Annotated in this window: 12 protein-coding genes and 1 pseudogene; 4 read left to right on the top strand and 9 right to left on the bottom strand. The window is 64.4% G+C overall.

The genetic code is table 11. The annotated features are described in order from the left end of the window. Positions 1 to 14: 14 nt before the first annotated feature. Positions 15 to 336: pseudogene (locus tag LDH66_RS17240) on the top strand (ATP-binding cassette domain-containing protein); the annotation flags it as partial. Positions 337 to 443: 107 nt separating this feature from the next. On the opposite strand, the gene LDH66_RS17235 reads toward LDH66_RS17240, so the two are convergent. Then, positions 444 to 2,261 (bottom strand): IucA/IucC family protein, encoded by a 1,818-nt coding sequence (locus tag LDH66_RS17235; protein ID WP_226482319.1) that lies wholly within the window; start codon positions 2,259 to 2,261, stop codon positions 444 to 446. A gap of 491 nt (positions 2,262 to 2,752) precedes the next feature. On the opposite strand from LDH66_RS17235, the gene LDH66_RS17230 reads away from it, so the two are divergent. From LDH66_RS17230 to LDH66_RS17220, 3 genes are all read left to right on the top strand, one after another. Further along, a complete protein-coding gene (locus LDH66_RS17230) occupies positions 2,753 to 3,424 on the top strand; it encodes an RraA family protein (protein ID WP_226482318.1) in 672 nt (223 codons plus the stop codon). A gap of 102 nt (positions 3,425 to 3,526) precedes the next feature. Next, on the top strand, positions 3,527 to 4,369 hold the full coding sequence (locus tag LDH66_RS17225; protein ID WP_226482317.1) for a polysaccharide deacetylase family protein: 843 nt from the start codon (positions 3,527 to 3,529) through the stop codon (positions 4,367 to 4,369). Positions 4,370 to 4,384: 15 nt separating this feature from the next. Then, positions 4,385 to 5,815, top strand: a complete 1,431-nt coding sequence (locus LDH66_RS17220) for an MATE family efflux transporter (protein ID WP_226482316.1) — start codon at positions 4,385 to 4,387, stop codon at positions 5,813 to 5,815. A gap of 199 nt (positions 5,816 to 6,014) precedes the next feature. Here LDH66_RS17220 and glnA2 (LDH66_RS17215) read toward each other — a convergent pair whose 3' ends face one another. The 8 genes from glnA2 (LDH66_RS17215) to LDH66_RS17180 all read right to left on the bottom strand — a co-directional run bounded on the left by glnA2 (LDH66_RS17215) (position 6,015) and on the right by LDH66_RS17180 (position 17,008). Further along, positions 6,015 to 7,349 (bottom strand): gamma-glutamylputrescine synthetase, encoded by a 1,335-nt coding sequence (gene glnA2, locus LDH66_RS17215; RefSeq protein WP_226482315.1) that lies wholly within the window; start codon positions 7,347 to 7,349, stop codon positions 6,015 to 6,017. A 99-nt stretch (positions 7,350 to 7,448) separates the two neighbouring features. Beyond that, complete coding sequence (gene glnA2, locus LDH66_RS17210; RefSeq protein ID WP_226482314.1) at positions 7,449 to 8,795, bottom strand: gamma-glutamylputrescine synthetase; 1,347 nt, start codon at positions 8,793 to 8,795, stop codon at positions 7,449 to 7,451. Between the two features lie 10 nt (positions 8,796 to 8,805). Beyond that, positions 8,806 to 10,014, bottom strand: a complete 1,209-nt coding sequence (locus LDH66_RS17205) for an ABC transporter substrate-binding protein (RefSeq protein ID WP_226482313.1) — start codon at positions 10,012 to 10,014, stop codon at positions 8,806 to 8,808. Positions 10,015 to 10,175: 161 nt separating this feature from the next. Then, positions 10,176 to 11,585: a lysine N(6)-hydroxylase/L-ornithine N(5)-oxygenase family protein gene (locus tag LDH66_RS17200; protein WP_226482312.1), complete on the bottom strand. Its 1,410-nt coding sequence runs from the start codon at positions 11,583 to 11,585 to the stop codon at positions 10,176 to 10,178. Further along, the gene (locus tag LDH66_RS17195; RefSeq protein WP_226482311.1) at positions 11,582 to 12,169 is read right to left on the bottom strand and encodes a GNAT family N-acetyltransferase; all 588 of its coding nucleotides are present in this window, start codon (positions 12,167 to 12,169) and stop codon (positions 11,582 to 11,584) included. The genes LDH66_RS17200 and LDH66_RS17195 overlap by 4 nt, the downstream gene beginning before the upstream one ends. Then, entirely contained in the window at positions 12,166 to 14,028 is a 1,863-nt protein-coding gene (locus tag LDH66_RS17190) for an IucA/IucC family protein (protein ID WP_226482310.1), read from the bottom strand. The genes LDH66_RS17195 and LDH66_RS17190 overlap by 4 nt, the downstream gene beginning before the upstream one ends. Beyond that, positions 14,025 to 15,638 (bottom strand): pyridoxal phosphate-dependent decarboxylase family protein, encoded by a 1,614-nt coding sequence (locus tag LDH66_RS17185; RefSeq protein WP_226482309.1) that lies wholly within the window; start codon positions 15,636 to 15,638, stop codon positions 14,025 to 14,027. The genes LDH66_RS17190 and LDH66_RS17185 overlap by 4 nt, the downstream gene beginning before the upstream one ends. Further along, positions 15,635 to 17,008, bottom strand: coding sequence for a diaminobutyrate--2-oxoglutarate transaminase (locus tag LDH66_RS17180; protein ID WP_226482308.1), 1,374 nt, complete (start codon positions 17,006 to 17,008; stop codon positions 15,635 to 15,637). The genes LDH66_RS17185 and LDH66_RS17180 overlap by 4 nt, the downstream gene beginning before the upstream one ends. Between the last annotated feature and the right edge of the window lie 316 nt (positions 17,009 to 17,324).

Genomic DNA, 17,324 nt, shown 5'->3' with positions numbered 1-17,324 from the left:
CAGTTTCGAGAGCACTCGCCTGGATTTCGATGGTCCTCGCGCAGGACACCGACGTCCTCCTGCTGGACGAACCTACCACGTTCCTCGACTTCCACCACCAACTGCGAGTGATGGAGGTCGTCAGGAAACTCGATGAGGAGGAGGGCGTCACGATCGCAGTCGTCCTCCACGACATCGAGCAGGCCGCCCGGTTCGCCGACTACCTCGTCGCGATGGACGACGGAGAACGCTACGATTGGGGACCGCCCTGTGAGGTCGTGACCGAGCAACTGCTGGCCGACGTGTTCGAGGTGGACGGTCACCGACACGCCGGACCCCGAAATCGTCCCGAAGTAGTCGCTGTGGACGGTCGTTCTCGATTCTCGTCGTAGCCGAACCACGAAATCGAAGGCAGACTGGGAGGTCCCCGAATCGGAGGTGACGGACGTCCGGTCGTCCGGTCGTCAGTCGTCGCGCTCCGCGGGTTCGAGGTCCGCCAGCGCGTTCGAGACTGTGCCGTGGGCGTTGACCTCGGGCGGTTCGTGGTCGATGTCGTAGCCGTACTCAACCATCCGGTTGCGGTTCAGACACACCTTGTCGAACTCCGGCTTGAACAGGTCGAACAACTCGAACCGCTCTTCTAGTTCCGGGACCTGCGACTGGTAGCGCTCGATGCTGGCCCGGACCTGCCGCCAGAGACGCTCCTCATCGTAGCCCTCCTCCCGGTTCAACAGGTCGGCGACGTACCGGAGCACGCAGACGAACAGCGTGCCGACGATGTGCTGGCACAGTCCCTCGGGCGGCCGCTGGTGGATGATGTCGTCGTGTTCGTACAGGCCGTCGGGGAGTCGGTCGAGTTCCGGGAGCCACTCCTCGCTGACCGCAATTTCGTCTACGTAGTCCTTGATGGCGAGCCGGGTCGGCTGACCGTCCTGCAGGACGAGCATCGTGTTCGTCCCGTGGGGCATGAACACCATCCCGTAGCGATAAAGGTAGTGGAGCAGCGGCGGGAGCAGGACGTCGAAGCAGTCGGCCAGCCACTGGTCGATGGACGACCCGGCCCGGTCGGCGAGTTTTGAGACGATGGGCGTCCCGTCGGTGTCCCGGTGCATGAGCGCCGAGAGTGTCAGGACCTGCTCGTCGTCGTCCACGAGGGCCGCGACGCTCTCGCGCCACACCGACCCGAGGAGTTCGTGGTACTGGTAGGGCGCGTCGTCCAGTTGCGAGAACTCGGGGTGGTCATAGTTGAGACTCGCAATCTCGCCGGGCAACACGAGGTCGCAGTCGTCTCGTAAGTAGGGGTCGTCGTCCCGAATCGACTTGACGTACTCGGTGACGCGGGGCGCGGCGAGCGCCTGCTCGTCCGGCAGGCCGCGGTAGACGATGGTGTTCAGCACCCGGATGGGGACCTTAACGTGGGGTTTCTCGGGGTCGTCTACGTTCGTGAACGTCCGAATCGACTGCTGGGGGAGGTAGGTGTTCGGGCCGGTCCCGAGCGGAACGATGTCGTCGTTGGCGATGTCCTTGGCGAACAGTTGGGCGACGGTGTTGTCCCACTGCCACTGGTGGACCGGCAGGAAGTAGTAGTCGTCGGGGTCGTGGCCCTCGGTCCGGAGGGTGTCCTCGAACGACGCCACGGCGTCGCCCAACTGCTGGTCCATCAGCGACTCGTAGTCCAGCCCTTCGACGCTCCGGAAGTCGGCGCGCTCGCGGTGTGCGGCGATCCAGACTAGCGACTGCGGTTCTTTGAGTTCCGGGGCGTACGACCGGTAGTCGTCGTAGCCGAAGCCGATGCGCCCCTTGTTGATGGTGAACCACGGGTGGCCCTCCATCTCGCCCTCGACGGCCGCGTAGTCCATGTCGAGGACGCTCTCGGTGGTGTTCTCCTTCCGAGCGTCGATGTGGGCGTCCGCGACCAGCGTGTTGTTGTACTCCCTGATGAGGTGGCTCGCCGTCTCGGGAGCCACGCCGAGGGCTTCTCTGGCGTCGAGGAGGTACTGAACCGGATCGGTCGCGGAGGTCCAGTCGTCGCCCTCCCGGCGCTCGATGCTGTCGGCATCGACCCGGTAGCTGTCGAAGGGTCGGGACCGGGCGGCGAACCGGTAGGCCACGTCACCGTAGTCGAGCCGATACTGCATCCACTCGCCGTCGGTCCCCGTCTCGGTGGGGTCCAGCAGGTCCTCGTAGAGGAACTCCTCGAACATCTTTACGAGGAGGTCGTGGCTCACGTCGGTCCATCTGTCCGTCTCGAGTGCGGTCGTCAGCGTCTCTCGTCCGTTCATACTTCGACCTCTGTCGTGGTCGCGTTCGCGCTGTCGGTCGTCTGGCGTACTGGCTGGCCGAAGAGGGCGTCGTGAGGTACGGGCCAGTCAGTCATGCTGGTACCTGTGGACGCGAAGCGTGTTCGGTTTTCGATGCCATATGGTTTTTAGGCTGGCCTAAAAGAATAAAAATGTTACTATAGATCCGTATCATGCTATATTAATTTCATTTAAGTTATGAATATATTCGGCCACCACCCCGGGCGTGATAGTCGATGTTCCTGGTTCTAGGGTGGCCTAAAAATCGTAAAAAGCTTCCGTTCGGTGTCAGCGTTGAGTCGTGCGACCACTGCCCAACTTTTAGGAGCGCCTAAATTTCGGAGCGTTTATTGCGGCTTCGTCGGGAGCGTGAATTGAATGCAAGTCAGCAGTACCGCAACGGAGCGGCACGTCTGTCGAGTGGCCGTGCCGGCTGAATCCAAGCAGACCACGTCCGTTTCAGGGGGGGTACGATGGTGATCGAGACGTTCGACCGCCCGAGCGAGGAGAAACTCTCGGAACTCGAACGAGTAGACCCAAACGAACTCGGCCATCACAGGCACTTCGGACACACGGCACCCGAACTCCAGTTCATGGAGACGGCGAGTTCGGCGAACGTGGTCGGTTCGGCGCTGACCGTTCGGATTCCGCCCGTAGACGGGACGATGGTCCACAAGGCGACGGAACTCGCCGGACCGACAGACGTTATCGTCATCGAGATGGACGGCCACGAGACGAACGCGCCCTGGGGCGAAGTCACTACCCACGCGGCGGTTGCAAACGGCGCTCGCGGCGTGGTCATCGGCGGCGCAGTGACCGACACGGCGGCCATCCGGGAAATCGACTTCCCGGTGTACGCCCGGACGAAGACGACCAGAACGGTCCAGCGCCTCGACGAGAGTTTAGGTGGGGACATCAACGTCCCCGTGCAGGTGGGCGGTGCCGTCGTTCGACCGGGCGACGTCGCAATCGGGAACGAGGACGGCGTCGTGTTCGTCCCGCAGGACGAAATCGAACACCTCCTCGAACACTACACGGGCCACTCCGACGCGGAACAGGAGGTCATCGACCGCCTCTACGAAGGCGAATCGCTCGCGGACATCTCCGGGGCGAACGACCACATCGCCGACCTCGACGACGAGTAACGCGTCCGGAACGAGGCGGGCGTTCCGTCATTTGTATCGTCCACCTTTACCTTTGGTGTAAAATTCCAAAGTTTTATTTTTTAGGCTAGCCTAAAACCAGCAATGGCAGAGAGCGACTTCGAAGACGCACAGCTATCGACCGACGACAATCCGTGGGGCGACCACCAGTCGGCGGCGGCATTCACGTTCGACCTCGACGCCGAGCAGCTCTGGCGCGCCGCCGGCAAGCGCCAAGAGGGGTTCGAGAAGTTCGCGTTCCGAGGTGCCTACGGTCCCGAGGTCGGCGTCCCGCGCATTCTGGAAGTGTTCGAAAAACACGACTGTCGGTCGACGTTCTTCGTCCCTGGACGAGTCGCCGAGGAGTGGCCCGAGACCGTTCGAGAGATTCACGAGCGCGGTCACGAGATAGCCCACCACACCTACTCCCACGTTCATCCGCGATACATGTCGGCCGAACGTGAGGAAACGGAGTTCGAACGGACGGTCGACGTCATCGAGGATCTCACCGGCGAGAAACCGCTGGGCTACCGGGGCGGACAGTCCGGCCAGACGCTGGAGATGGCCGAGGAGAACGCCATGATATACGACTCCTCGATGATGGATACCGACATCCCCTACGCGCGAGACGATGTAGACTTCGTGGAACTCCCGAACCACTTCCTGCTCGACGACTTCGTCTACTGGGGATTCAATATGCGACCGGCCTTCGACTTCCAGTCGGGACTCTCGCCTGTCTCCCCCGTCTTCGACACGTGGAAGGCGGAGTTCGATGGACTGCACCGCCGCGGTCGGCTGTTCATGTTGACGTTGCATCCGCAGGTTATCGGTCGCGCCAGTCGTATCGACGCGCTCGACCGACTGCTCGACCACGTCACCAGCACGGACGGCGCGTGGGTCGCAACTTGTGCCGAGATCGCCCGTCACTGGCGGCAGCGAGAGGACTGACAGGAGGGACAGCTCATGGGCATTCAAAAGGCGTTCGTGGACCTGTTCGACAAACAGGACGACCTCGACCTGACCTCGGGGTCCATCGTGCGGCCGCTCTGCATACTCGCGCTCCCGGTCATCCTCACGAACGCCATACAGACGGTCTACACCCTCATCGATACGTTCTGGCTCGGCCAGTACGGCAACCCGTCGCTGGCGGCCATCACCCTCGCATATCCGCTCGCGTACCTCCTTTTGGCGGTGAGCTACGGGCTTCCCGTCGCCGGGAGCATCCACGTCGCGCAGGAAACCGGCGGTGAGAACCCCCGTCGAGCGGCCCACGCGGCGGCACAGACGATAACGTACGGGCTGATGGCAGGGGTCGTCGTCGGGGGTCTCGGGTTCTTCCTCGTAGACGACGTCCTCGCGCTGTACAACATCACGCCGACCGTCCACCGACTCGCCACCCAGTACCTCCAACTGCTCTCACTCGGCCTCCCGGCGACCATCGGATTCGTCGCTTTCGTCTCGCTGATGCGCGGGTCGGGAGACACGGTGACGCCGGTGCCGATTATGCTGGGGTCGCTCGCGCTCAACGCTACGCTCGACCCCGTCCTCATCTTCGGCTGGGGGTTCGTGCCGGAGATGGGTATCCGCGGTGCCGCGATTGCGACGGTGACCGCCCGGACGCTCGCAATCCTCGTCGGGTTCACACTGCTGTTCGGTTCCAAACGCGGACTCGGAATCGAACCGCACCAGTTCCGACCGGACCTCTCGTGGGCGCGGCGACTCGTCCGGACCGGCGTTCCGACCTCCTTCGAACAGACGGGCCGGGGCATCGCCATCAACCTGCTCCTCGTCATGGTCGGTACCTTCTCGACGGCGGCCGTCGCCGGATACGGTATCGGCATCCGTATCATCTCGACGGTCGGTTTCGCAACGGTCGGCATCTCGAAGGCCGTCGAGACGATGACCGGACAGAACATCGGAGCTGAGAAACTCGACCGCGCGGTGAGCCTCAACTACCGCGCAGCGGCCATCGCGTTCGGAAGCCTCTCGGTACTCGCTGCGGCCACGTGGCTCGGCGCGGAACCGCTCGTGCGGCTGTTCACGGACCACCAGCCGACCGTCGAACACAGCGTCACGTTCCTGCACTGGGTGGTCCCGACGTTCGGGTGTATGGGCGTCGCTCGGACGTTCGTCGGTGGGTTCCGCGGCGTCGGAAAGACGATCGTGGCGGCCGTCATCGTGCTGACGATGCGCGGGGTCATCCGGCTACCGATGGCGTGGTTCGGTGCGCAGGAAATCGGTCCGGAGGGAATCTGGGTCGCCATCGCCGCCTCGAACGTACTCGGGGCGACGCTGGCGTTCGCGTGGTTCCGGTTCGGTCCGTGGCGCGAGAGCGCCCTCGAAACTATCGATAGCTCGAGCGACGAGCTGGCAGAGGTTGCGAGCGACGACTGAGCCGTCGAGGAGTCTCGGCAGTCACTACTTTTCTCCTCGCTCCGAGGTAGTACGAGACGCGGTTTTCGGGTCGCTCCGGGACGGGCGAAGACAGAACAAAAAGGAGACAGAGAAGCGTTAGAGGAATGAAAATAGGAACTACAAAAATAAATAACAAAGTAAAAATAAGTATTTAAACAAATTATATCAGGAATTGAGGTCAGTACAGGTTTCGGAGGTGTTCGCGCCGCCACGATTCTCCGGCACTTTCGACGAAAGACTGCCAGTGAGTCCGTTTGACCTCCACGAACGCGTCGAAGAGGTCGGAACCGAGTGCCTCCCGCATCGTGTCGTTCTCCTCCAGCGTGTCGAGCGCCTCGCCGAGCGACCGGGGCAACCGCTCGATGCCGCGGTCCGCACGCTGTTCGTCGGTGAGGTCGCACGGGTCCACCGGAACGGGGTTGGACGGTTCGAGTTGGCGGTCGATGCCGTCCTTGCCGGCGGCGAGAAGGCCGAGCAACGAGAGGTACGGATTCGCGGTGTTGTCGCCGCCCCGGAACTCGATTCGGGTCGAGGCCGCTTCGAGGTTCTTCTCGGGAGCGGGCACCCGAATCAGGGCCTCGCGGTTCTCGTGTCCCCAACAGACGTACGCCGCGGCACCGTGGCTCGGCCGCAGTCTGCCGTAGGAGTTCACCGTCGGGGCCACGAGCGCGGAGAGCGCCGGCGCGTGGTCGAGGACACCCGCGATGAACTGCCGAGCGGTTCGGCTCAGGCCGCCGTGCTCGCGGTCGTAGAACTCGTTTTCGCCGTTCCAGAGCGAGACGTTGATGTGACAGCCGTTCGTTCCGTCATCGAACGGTTTGGGCAGCAGCGTGGCCTGCTGTCCGTCGTTGCGGGCCACGCTCTTGACCGTCTCACGCAGGAGGACGTGTTCGTCGGCCGCTCGAATCGCCGACCGATGGCTCGAGACGATTTCGTGCTTTCCGGCGGAGTACTCAGGGTGGTACTTCTTGACAGAGATATCTTGGGCTTTGAGGGCGTCGACGACGTCGAGAATCGTCTCGTGGGTCCCGCGTATCGACTCCGTACGGTACGCGCCGGGTTCGTCTCCGCGACTCCCGCCGTCGGGATCGAAGAGGTGAAACTCGCTCTCGAATGCGACTTCGGGCGAGAGGCCCGTCGCTTCGAGGTCCTCGACGAACGACAGGAGCCTCGTTCTGGCATCGACGGGCCATGGGTCGCCATCAGGGGTCTCCATGGTGCAGAGCATCGCGGCGGTCCGCTCGGCGTACGGCAGTGGTTGGAACGTTTCGGGTTCCGGGCGGAGATACACTTCGCCGACCGCGTCGAAACTGCTCTGTCTGTTCCGCTGGGCGAACGAGTCGTACGCCTGAAGCACTTCCGAGGTAGTGACGCCGTTCTCGATGGCCGCGCCGACTTCGGAGACGTCGATAGTACTCGCCTGAACCACGCCGCTTTGGGTGACGTACAACAGTCTCACGAGGTCGACGTTCTGCTCTTCGCATCGAGATTCGACCGTTTCGATGTCGCTCATCGGGAGTTAATTTTTAGGCCAGCCTAAAAAGTGTGTAGTATTGCCGCCGGGCGTAGCAGTTACCACTGACAGCAGGAGCGATGTGGCGGTGTGGGCCGCTCAGAACGTCTGGCGGAGCGTGTCACGTTCCCACGTCGCCGCACTGGACGTGAACTCCTCCCACTCGCTTCGTTTGACGGCCAGATACGACTCGAACAGGTGTTCTCCCATCGCCGCCCTGAGAACGTCGTCGTCGGCGAGTGCGTCAAGTGCCTCGCCGAGCGTCGTCGGCAATCGCTGGATTCCCCGTTTCTTTAGCAGTTCGTCGTCGCAGTTCCCCGGGTCCGCGTCCAGTGGCTCTCCCGGATCGGTCTCGTTCCGGATACCGTCTCGACCCGCGGCCAACAGGCCTAACACCGACAGGTACGGGTTCGCCGTGTTGTCCGCGGGGCGGAACTCGATACGCGTCGCCATGTCGCGTTCGTCCGACGGGACCTGGGGCACCCGAACCGCGGCCTCTCGGTTGCCGACCCCCCAACAGCTGTAGGCCGCCGCTCCGGCTTGCGGTTGAAGGCGGACGTACGAGTTCACCGTCGGCGAGGTGAGCGCGAGCAGGGCCGGGATGTGGTCGAGAATCCCGCCGACGAAGTGCCGCCCCGTTCGGCTCAGGGGTTCGTCCGCGTTGGTCGGTGCGAATCGGTTCGTGTCGGTCGTCTCGTCCCACAGCGACAGGTGGATGTGACAGCCGTTCGTCGTCGCTTCGAAGGGGTGGGGCAGGAACGTCGTCTGGAGGTCGTGAGAGTCGGCAACGCCCGCAATCGTCTCGCGGAGGAAGACGTAGTCGTCTACCGCACCGACTCCCTCGCGGTGACCAGTGACGATTTCGTTTTGTCCGGGGGAGTACTCCGCGACGTGTTTCTTCACGTCGATTCCCTGCGATTCGAGCGCGTCGATGGCGTCGAGGACGACGTCGTGGGAGTTGCGCATGCTGTCGGTCGTGTAGAGGCCGCGGTCGCCATCGGGTTGTCCACCGTCCGCCGACGAGTAGACGTGGAACTCGCTTTCGAGTGCGAGCGACGGCACCACGTCGTCGTCCTCGAACGCCGAGACGAGTCGTTCCAGCGCCGAGCGCGGACCGGCCGACCACGGCGTGTCGCTGTCCATCTCGCGCAGCGAACAGCACACCGCGGCGACGTTCTCTTCGTGGTCGAGGACGCGGAACGTCGAACGGTCCGGAACCAGTCGGACCTCGCCCACGGCGTCGAAGTTGGCATCCTTGATGCGCTGGCCGAGCGCGTTGAACGACTGGACCAGTTTCGGCAACGGGACGCCGGATTCGAGCCCGTCCTCCAGATGGGACCGCTTGACCGAGTGCCCGTGAATCACGCCGTCGTTACCGACGTACAGCAGTCGGACGAGTTTCACGTCGGCCTGCTCACAGCGCTCCGCTATCGTCTGAACCTCCATCGTTACGCTCCTACGCCCCCTCGCTGATGATCTCCGCGACGCGGTCCCGATCGAACAGCTGTTCCTCCTCTGGAATCTCGGGATACGGCTCCCCGTTCTCGTAGCCGGGCCACTCGCCGAACTGCTCGGGGTAGAGCTGTTTGGCGGTCATCTCCAGTTGGAACAGGTTGAGAAGCGGCCCCTGTCGCCGGGCGCCTTGGGCGTAGACGTTGCCCTCCTCGACGGCAGTGAGTTCGCTGGCGACCTCGTGGTCCTCCAGACCCTTCCGAATCTCGTCGAGATTGAAATACTCCGTCATCGAACCGAGAACGAGAAATACGTCCGGGTCCGCCTCGAGGAGTAGTTCGTAGTCGAACGGCATGTTTCGCCCGCCATCGCCGTATCCCTCCCCGAAGGTCTCGGACAGCGTGTCGGTGACACCCATCGGACGCGTATGTGCGGCGTAGTAGCCCGGATTGTTCATCTTGTAGCCCCATCCCGTGTCGTCCGACGTCGAGAACAACACCAGCGCCGCGGTCGGCCGCTCGCTCTCCGGCGGGCGGTTCTCCTCGATGGACTGCACCATCGACTCGTGGACGGACGCGAGCGCCTCGTACCGTTCGTCCTCTCCGAACAACTGTGCGACTCTGCCGAAGATCTCCCACAGCGTGTAGTACTCGTACTGGTCTCTCCAGCCCTCCGGCGGCGTCCGATTGGTGCCACTGAGCGTGTTTCCGAACCACGGGCCGACGTTATCAGCTATATCTTGAACGTCGCTTTTGTCCCATCCGTCTGCGGTCGCAACTTTCGCTGGGTCGGCGATGTGAACGTCGCTGTCGAGTTCGTACACTTTCTCCTTCTCCGGCTGCCACGAGGAGTACAGCCCCTCCCAATCGACCGAAACCCCGTCGAGATGGTGTGTCAACTTCCGGTACAGCCCTTGGTGGTAGCCCGGCTCGAACACCGCATTCATGTCGTCGCTCCGACCGACCGACAGCACCATATCGGCGTGGTGGCCCAGCATCGTGAAGATGTCTTCGGGCTCCGAGTCGAGCGTCACCTCGCCTGTCGGCGCGAGCGTCGCCGAGTAGGAGCCTTCCTCGCTAGCCGTGGTCGTCTGGCTCTCTGACTCCGGATCACCGGTACATCCCGCGAGCAGGCCGCCGCCGACGACCGCACCGCTGTACTTCAGCCACTTTCGTCGCGTCGGTGCATCGTACGCCGTCTCTTCTTCCTCCATACTTGTTTAGGCCCGCCTAAAACTTTATAATAGTTCCGAAATTAACTTCCGAAGAAAATCACTTCGATGATCTACGCCGTAACATGGACGAACCGGAAGGACGAGAGATGGCGAATTGTCGGGGCGTTGAGAGTCGACGGGACGACGAACCCGCCGTGCAGTCAGTCGTCCTGCGTCGGCGTCGGAGCCGATTCGGTCTCGCGCTCGGTGCGGCGGGAATCGGGTCTGCGCTCGACGAACTCCTCGACCGAGAAGTCCAGATACACCGTGTCGTCGTCCTCGGGGTAGACCTCGCGGCCGACCAGTCGGTTGACGAACTTGGTGTTGCGGTAACACCCCAGTCCGAGGTCGGGGACGCCGACCCCGTGGGTGTGGAGTTCGGCGTTCTGGAGGAACACGTCGCCCGCCACGTCGATGTCGAGACGGTGATCCTCGGTCACGCCGAACCGACCCTGCTCGTCCCAGTTGATTGCTCCCTCGATGGGGTCGAGGAAGTCGGGAGTCGGGCGCTGGTAGCCGGTCCCGAGAATCACGATCTCGCTCTCGTGGACGAATGACTCTTCGGCCTGCCACTGGTGGCAGTCGAGGGCGTAGGCGTCGCCCACCGGTTCGATGTCCCGAACTTCGGTCATGGCGAACAGGCCCACGTCGGGATCTCGGTCGCCGATGGAGCGCCGGTAGAGAAGATCGTAGATTTCCGCACTCGTCTCGGGGTCCACGCCCCTGTAGAGCAGGTCCTGATTCGGAATCAGGTCATCTTTGACCTCTTGGGGCAGGTCGTAGACGTACTGGTCGTACTCGGGGGTGAAGTGCTGGAGTCCGAGTTTCGAGTACTCCATCGGGAAGAACCCGTCGGAGCGCGTGAGCCAGTCGAGCCGGTAGTCGCCCTCCGGTTGGTGGGCGAGCAGGTCTTGGAAGACTTCGGCCGCGCTCTGGCCCGACCCGACGACCGTGATGGAGTCGGCGGCCAGACACCGCTCGCGCCGGGACCGGTAGCCCGCGGTGTGAAACACGTCCTCGTCGGGGTGGCCGCGGAGGTTCTCGGGGACGTGGGGTTGGCTCCCGACGCCGAGCGCGAGGTTTCGGGCGCGGTAGGTCAACTTCTCGTCGGTTTCGAGGTTGCGAGCGGTGACGACGTAGTAGCCGTCTCCGTCCGCGTCGGCCTCGGCGTCGTCTCCCTCGATCCACTCGACGCGCTCGACTCTGCGACTGAACCGACAGGAGTCGAGTCGCTCGGCGACCCACCGGAGGTAGTCGTCGTACTCTCGGCGGGGAATCTGGAATGTCTCGTAGAAGTAAAACTCGTAGATGCGGTCGCGCTCCCGGACATAGTTGAGGTAGCTGTGGGGGTTGGTCGGGTCCGCCATCGTCACCAGGTCCGCGAGGAAGGGGACTTCGAGCGTGGTCCCCTCGATGAGCATACCCTCGTGCCACGCGAACGCCTCGTCCTGCTCGAGGAACACGGCGTCTACGTCCGCGTCCTCGTCGCGGTTCGCGCCGTCGAGGAGCGCTGCCAGACCGAGGTTGAACGGACCGAGACCGACCCCGAAGACGTCGTGAATTTCGATCATCCTAGCACCTCCCGCTCGAATCGCTCGCGCTCACAGACCAGTAGCAGGGCCGTCTTGTTCTCCATCTCTATCTCGCGGCGGGGCTCGAAGCCGATCTTTTTCAGGATGCTGTGGACTTTCTCGTTGTGTACGTCGGGTTCACCCACTACGCGGTCGGTTTCGGGGTGGCGGAACTGCATCTGGAGCATCGCCCGCATGAGCGACTCGGCGTAGCCGTGGCCCAGATACTCCGGCGGGCCGAGAAGCATGTGGAAGCCTTGGTCGGCTGGGTCGGCGTCGTAGTGGTCGGCTATCACGTCATCGATGGCCCAGTAGGCCTCGAAGTAGCTCATCGGCACGTGGTCGAGGTGGCCGACGTACGGCGTCATGTGGTCGTCGGCCAGTTTTGCTTCGAGGGTGTTCTGGAACTCGGGGAGCGGGTCGTTCAGCGACCAGTCGGGCAGAACGTGCTCCTCGTTGAGCCACGAATGAAGCATCCCGAGGTCCGACATCTCGACCGGCCGGAACGATACCGTCTTGTCTCTCTCGTCGTCGTAGGTCTGGAAGTCGTAGGGTTCGGCGATGATTCCACCGGGGCCTCTCATCGCTGGGCCACCTCCGGTTCGACCTCCGTGACGATGGGGTTGTTCACGTCGGCGTAGACCGACTGGTTCTCCAGTTCCCCGACCAGTTCGTCCATGTCGTGGAACCGAGTGAGGAGGTTCGCCTTGCAGGGAAGGGCCTCCTCTTCGAGCAGGCCGTCGAGGAGCGACGACCACTCGGCGTCGAACTTGCGGCAGTACTCTAGCTCCTCGCGCAGGAGTTCGAGCAGGTCGCGCTCGTCCACGAGGTCCGCCGTCCCGAAGGCGTTGATGACGCCGAACATGTTGTTCAGCACGACGTAGTAGCGCAACCGCTCGTCGGAAATCCAGTCAGCGACGATGTTCTCGCCCCGGTCGCCCAGCCCCGGCACGCGCTCGTCGTGTTCTTCGTACTTCGCCTCGGGGAGGTAGAAGCCCTGATTGTCCCGGTAGTAGAACTCGTCGGGGTAGCCCTCCTCCAGCGTGACGACGCTGTTCTGCTGGTGGGCCTCGACGCCCAGTCCGCGTTCGAGGAACAGCCACATGAACGGCCGGAGCGAGATTTCGAGGTACTGGCGGAACCAGTCCCTGCTGACGGCCTCAGTGCTTCGGTCCTCGCGCTCGGCGAGAGTCTCGATTATCTCGCTCAGTCGAGAGCCGTCACCCGAGATTTTGTCCTGACAGAGGCCGACGACCGGCGTAGCGTTCTTCCCCTCGTCGCCCCGGAAGACGTTCTCGCGCAAGACGACCTCGAAGCCGGATTCGTCGCCCTCACCGATGTCGAGCGTGAGGCCGGCGGGGTCGCGCACGACGTCGAAGTTCGGGAACTTCGATTCGAGTTCGTCGCCGAGTTCGGTGTCCAGCAGTGCGGTGATGCCGACCGCCCGGTCGAGTTCCGGGCGCTTGTTCGTCCGCTTGGAGTTGGTAATCTTGACGTTCAGCGACCCCTTGACCATGAACGACGCGTCCGGCGCGTACAGCGTCCGGACGGAGGTCGTCGGGTAGAACTCGCGGCCGACCTGTCCGAGCGATTCGAGGCCGTCACCCAGATGCTCCTGCACGTGGTCCTGCTCGAGGAGGTAGTCGGCCTGCCACGGGTGGATGGGAATCAGCACGTCGTCGCTCTCGACGTGCTCCTCGACGAACTCCTCGGAGACGGTGGGGTCCTCACGGAGCGACTGCTTTATCCACTCGGTGGCGGACGACACGTCGCCCGTGTCGATTTTGACGGTGCCGTCGAACGTCGAGTCCTGCCAGACCAACTCGGGGTCGGCCCGGAAGTAGTGGAGTGAGAACGACCCTTCCATCTCGGGCGCGTAGGTCGGCGACTCGTGGGGCGCGATTCCCTGTCGGCTCTTGGGCGTCGGGTGGAGGAGGTGGCCGAAGACGAGCGACTGCTCGGCGTCCCGGAAGGTCGTGTCGAAGCCGTAGAGTTGGTCGGTGTCGTCCCGTCGGGCCTCCACAAACCGGGCGACGTTCTTACAGCTCTTGATGACCCGCAGGAGGAGTTCATCGCGGTTCCCGGTCTCGTCTCGCGCGGTAGAGAGTTCCTTCGTCACCAGCGAGGCCAGCGTCACGTAGTCGAGTTCGAGCGTCTCGTCGCCCTGCCGATAGTACGCCGGCAGGTCGAACAGGTGACGGTCGGTCGGCGACAGGTGGCGAACCGGGGCGTAGACGGTCGTGTCCTGCTCGGGCAGGGGTGCCCGAACCACCTCGTCCCGACCGTGGGTCGGTACCGGAACCTCGTCGGCGTCGACGACCTCGTAGTCGCGGGTCTCGCGGAGGTAGCAGTTCAGGAAGCTGTGCACCGTGGCGTCGCGCGCGACTCGCGTCGCGTCGACGCCGTGCTCGTCGGTCGTGGATGTCGTCTGTCGTGGCGTCATGCGGAATCGATCACCTCTCGGTTGGTTTCGAGCGCCTCGCCGCGGTCGATGACCGCCTCGAGGGCGTCACGGAGGTCCGAAAGCGTCGTTCGTGGGTTCAGGAGCGTGAGCTTCAGCGCGGCGGTGCCGTCGACCTCGGTGCGGGCGAGGATCACCTCGCCGTCGGCCAACAGCTCGTCGCGAATCGACCGGTTCACGCAGTCGAGGGTGGCGGTAGGGGGAGAATCGCCCCGGTCGTCAGAGCGGTCGGTTCGATCGGTTTCCGCCGGCCGATCCGGTCGGTAGCGGAAGACCACTGCGCTCAGTTCGGGGTCACAGCACAGTTCGAGCGCCGGCTCGTCGCGGATCTCGGCGGCGACCGCGTCGGCCAGTTCGCAGACGTACTCGACGCAGTCGGCCACGCCCGTCCGACCGAGGGCGTTGAACGTCACGAACGGTTTCAGCGCGTCGAACCGGCGGGTGGTCCGGGTCGACTTCGAGACGAGGTTCGGCACCCCGGCGGCGTCGTCGCGCTCAGGGTTGAGGTAGGCCGCATTGCGCTCGAGGTGCCGGTAGCGGTCGCCGTCGCGGAGCAGGAAAGCCCCGCAGCCGATCGGCTGGTAGAACAGTTTGTGGAAGTCGACGGCGATGGAGTCGGCGCGATCGATCCCCGCGAGCTTCGGGCGGAGCCGGTCGCTGATCGCGCACGCCCCGCCGTAGGCGGCGTCGACGTGGAACCAGAGGTCGCGCTCGGCGGCGCGGTCCGCCAGCGCCTCGAGCGGGTCGATGCTGCCGAAGTCGGTCGTCCCGGCCGTCCCGACGATCGCGAACGGGTGGCGACCGTCGGCCTCGAGGCGCTCGAGCGTCGAATCCAGCGCCTCGAGGTCTATCCGACGGTCGTCGTCGGTCGGGACCGTGATGACCGCGTCCTCGCCGAGCCCGAGGTGATGGGCGGCCTGTTCGGCGGTGAAGTGGGCGGCGTCCGAACAGAGCACGCGGAGGTCGGACACCGCGTCGGGCCCGAGCCCCTCCGTCTGCACGTCGCGGTCGAACTGCCGCTCGCAGTACCGATCGCGGGCGAGTAGGAGGCCGAGGAAGTTCGACTCCGTGCCGCCGCCCGTGAAGACGCCGTCCGCGCCGGTCGGATAGCCGAACAGGTCACAGCACGCGTCGACGACCCGCTCCTCGAGTACGGAGGCCGCGGGGGCCTGATCGAACGAGTCCATCGACTGGTTCGTTCCCGACAGCAACAGCTCCGCGGCCAGCGCCGGGACCGTCGGCGGACAGTGGAGGTGGGCGACACAGCCGGGGTCGTGGACCCGGACTGAGTCCGCGAGCACTTCGTCGGCGACCGTCTCGAGGGTCGCCTCGATCGATTCCCCGTCGTCGGGGACGACCTGGAGGTCGGCGATCCGCTCGCGGAGCGTCTCGTGGTCGGTCCCCGCGTACGGCCCGTCTGGCGTCGCGAACGACTCGAGGAGGACGTCGCGCGCCCGCTCGATCGCGTCCCGGTACGTGGCGTTGCCGTCCGACCCGCCGAGGAAGGCGGTCGCGGCCGTCGCCGGCGGCGTCGGGTCAGTCTCGTCGACACGGGGCTGATCCCGGTCGACCGCACTGCGCTGGCCCGTCACGTCGTCACCTCCGCGGGCGCGCGGTCGTCGGCGACGACCGCACGCACGCTCTCGTGAACGATCTCGCCGATCTCATCGACGCGCGAGGCCGAAATCGTCAGCGGCGGGAGGAACCGGACGACGCTGCCGTCGCGGCCGCCGGTCTCGACGATCAGCCCGCGGTCGAATGCCGCCGACTGGACGGCCGACGCGAGGTCGCCGTCGGCGGGGAAGCGGCCGAACGAGTCGGGCTCTCCGTCGGGATCGACGAGTTCCATCCCGAGCATGAGACCGCGCCCGCGGACATCGCCGACCGCCTCGAACATCGCGGCCGTCTCCTCGAGGTGGCCTCGCAGTCGCTCGCCCATCTCGGCGGCGCGGTCGTCGAGGTCGTTCTCGAGGACGTGCTCGATGGTCGCCGTGCCGGCGGCCATCCCGAGTTGGTTGCCCCGGAACGTGCCGGCATGTGCGCCGGGCTCCCAGACGTCGAGCGACTCGTCGTAGACGACGACCGACAGCGGGAGTCCGCCGCCGACGGCCTTCGAGAGTGTCATGACGTCCGGGACGATATCGGCGTGTTCGATCCCGTACAGTTCGCCGGTGCGCCCGAGGCCGGTCTGGACCTCGTCGACGATCAGCGGGACGTCCCGTTCGCGGGTGACTCGACGCATCTCCCGGAGCCACTCGTCGGGTGCCGGAACCGCGCCGCCCTCGCCCTGAACCGGCTCGAGGATCATCCCCGCCGGATCGACGATCCCACTGTCGGGGTTCGAGAGGGTCCGCTCGACGTACTCGGCGCTCGTCCGCCAGCAGTCCGCGCCGCCGAGTCCGAACGGACAGCGGAACTCGTAGGGGAAAGGCAGGTGGTGGACGTCCGGCATCAACCCCGGAATCGGCTCCTTCGCCGCCGTGTCTCCCATTAGGCTGAGCGCACCGTTGGTCATCCCGTGATACCCGCCCTGGAACGCCAGCATCGATCGGTTGCCCGTGGCCGTCTTGACGAGTTTCAGCGCGGCCTCGACGGCGTCCGTCCCCGCCGGACTACAGAACTGGACCTTTGCGTTCGAAGCGAACTCGTCGGGGAGGCTCTCGAGCAGTCGATCGACGAACCGCTCCTTGACCGGCGTCGTCAGATCGAGCGTGTGGACGGCTCGGCCGCGCTCGAGCAGTTCCTCCATTCGCTCGACGACCGCGGGGTGGTTGTGACCGAGCGCGAGCGTCCCCGCGCCGGCCAGACAGTCGACGTACTCGTCGCCGTCGGCGTCCTCGATGATCGCGCCCTCGGCGCGCTCGATCGCGAGCGGCAACGAGCGGGGATAGGTTCGCGCGTTCGACTCGCGGCGCGCCTGTTGTGCGAGGAGGCGCTCGGCCGACGACTCGCCGTCGGTCACGACCGCTCACCTCTCTTCGACGACCGCTCGCCGATCCGTTCCGATGGTAATTTGTCCGTCGGCATACGTGTTTTAGGCAAACCTAAACCAACAAAAACGTGCCGGTTTTTAGGCTAACCTAAAATATATATCGGAGATACTGAACGAAGCGTCTGCACGGAGTAGCGGGGCTGAGAGCCGACGGGGGAGGAAATCGAGCCCGAGACGATGAGAAGGCGCAGTGACAGGGGACGACCGATGACCGGTCACCCGACGACTCGGAACTCGACGGAGCGTCCGACGATCGGGCACCGTCGCGACCGCGAACGCGACCGGT

Origin of the sequence: Natrinema amylolyticum, assembly GCF_020515625.1 — an archaeon.
Taxonomy (GTDB): Archaea; Halobacteriota; Halobacteria; order Halobacteriales; family Natrialbaceae; genus Natrinema; species Natrinema amylolyticum.
The sequence above is the reverse complement of the archived record's forward strand: the minus strand, read 5'-3'. Positions and strand labels throughout refer to the sequence as shown.

Coding starts and splice junctions, on each gene's coding strand:
- LDH66_RS17225 (WP_226482317.1), top strand. CDS start 3,527: ATGGCAGAGAGCGACTTCGAAGACGCACAGCTATCGACCGACGACAAT.
- LDH66_RS17205 (WP_226482313.1), bottom strand. CDS start 10,014: ATGGAGGAAGAAGAGACGGCGTACGATGCACCGACGCGACGAAAGTGG.
- LDH66_RS17195 (WP_226482311.1), bottom strand. CDS start 12,169: ATGAGAGGCCCCGGTGGAATCATCGCCGAACCCTACGACTTCCAGACC.
- LDH66_RS17235 (WP_226482319.1), bottom strand. CDS start 2,261: ATGAACGGACGAGAGACGCTGACGACCGCACTCGAGACGGACAGATGG.
- glnA2 (WP_226482314.1), bottom strand. CDS start 8,795: ATGGAGGTTCAGACGATAGCGGAGCGCTGTGAGCAGGCCGACGTGAAA.
- LDH66_RS17200 (WP_226482312.1), bottom strand. CDS start 11,585: ATGATCGAAATTCACGACGTCTTCGGGGTCGGTCTCGGTCCGTTCAAC.
- LDH66_RS17220 (WP_226482316.1), top strand. CDS start 4,385: ATGGGCATTCAAAAGGCGTTCGTGGACCTGTTCGACAAACAGGACGAC.
- LDH66_RS17230 (WP_226482318.1), top strand. CDS start 2,753: ATGGTGATCGAGACGTTCGACCGCCCGAGCGAGGAGAAACTCTCGGAA.
- glnA2 (WP_226482315.1), bottom strand. CDS start 7,349: ATGAGCGACATCGAAACGGTCGAATCTCGATGCGAAGAGCAGAACGTC.
- LDH66_RS17190 (WP_226482310.1), bottom strand. CDS start 14,028: ATGACGCCACGACAGACGACATCCACGACCGACGAGCACGGCGTCGAC.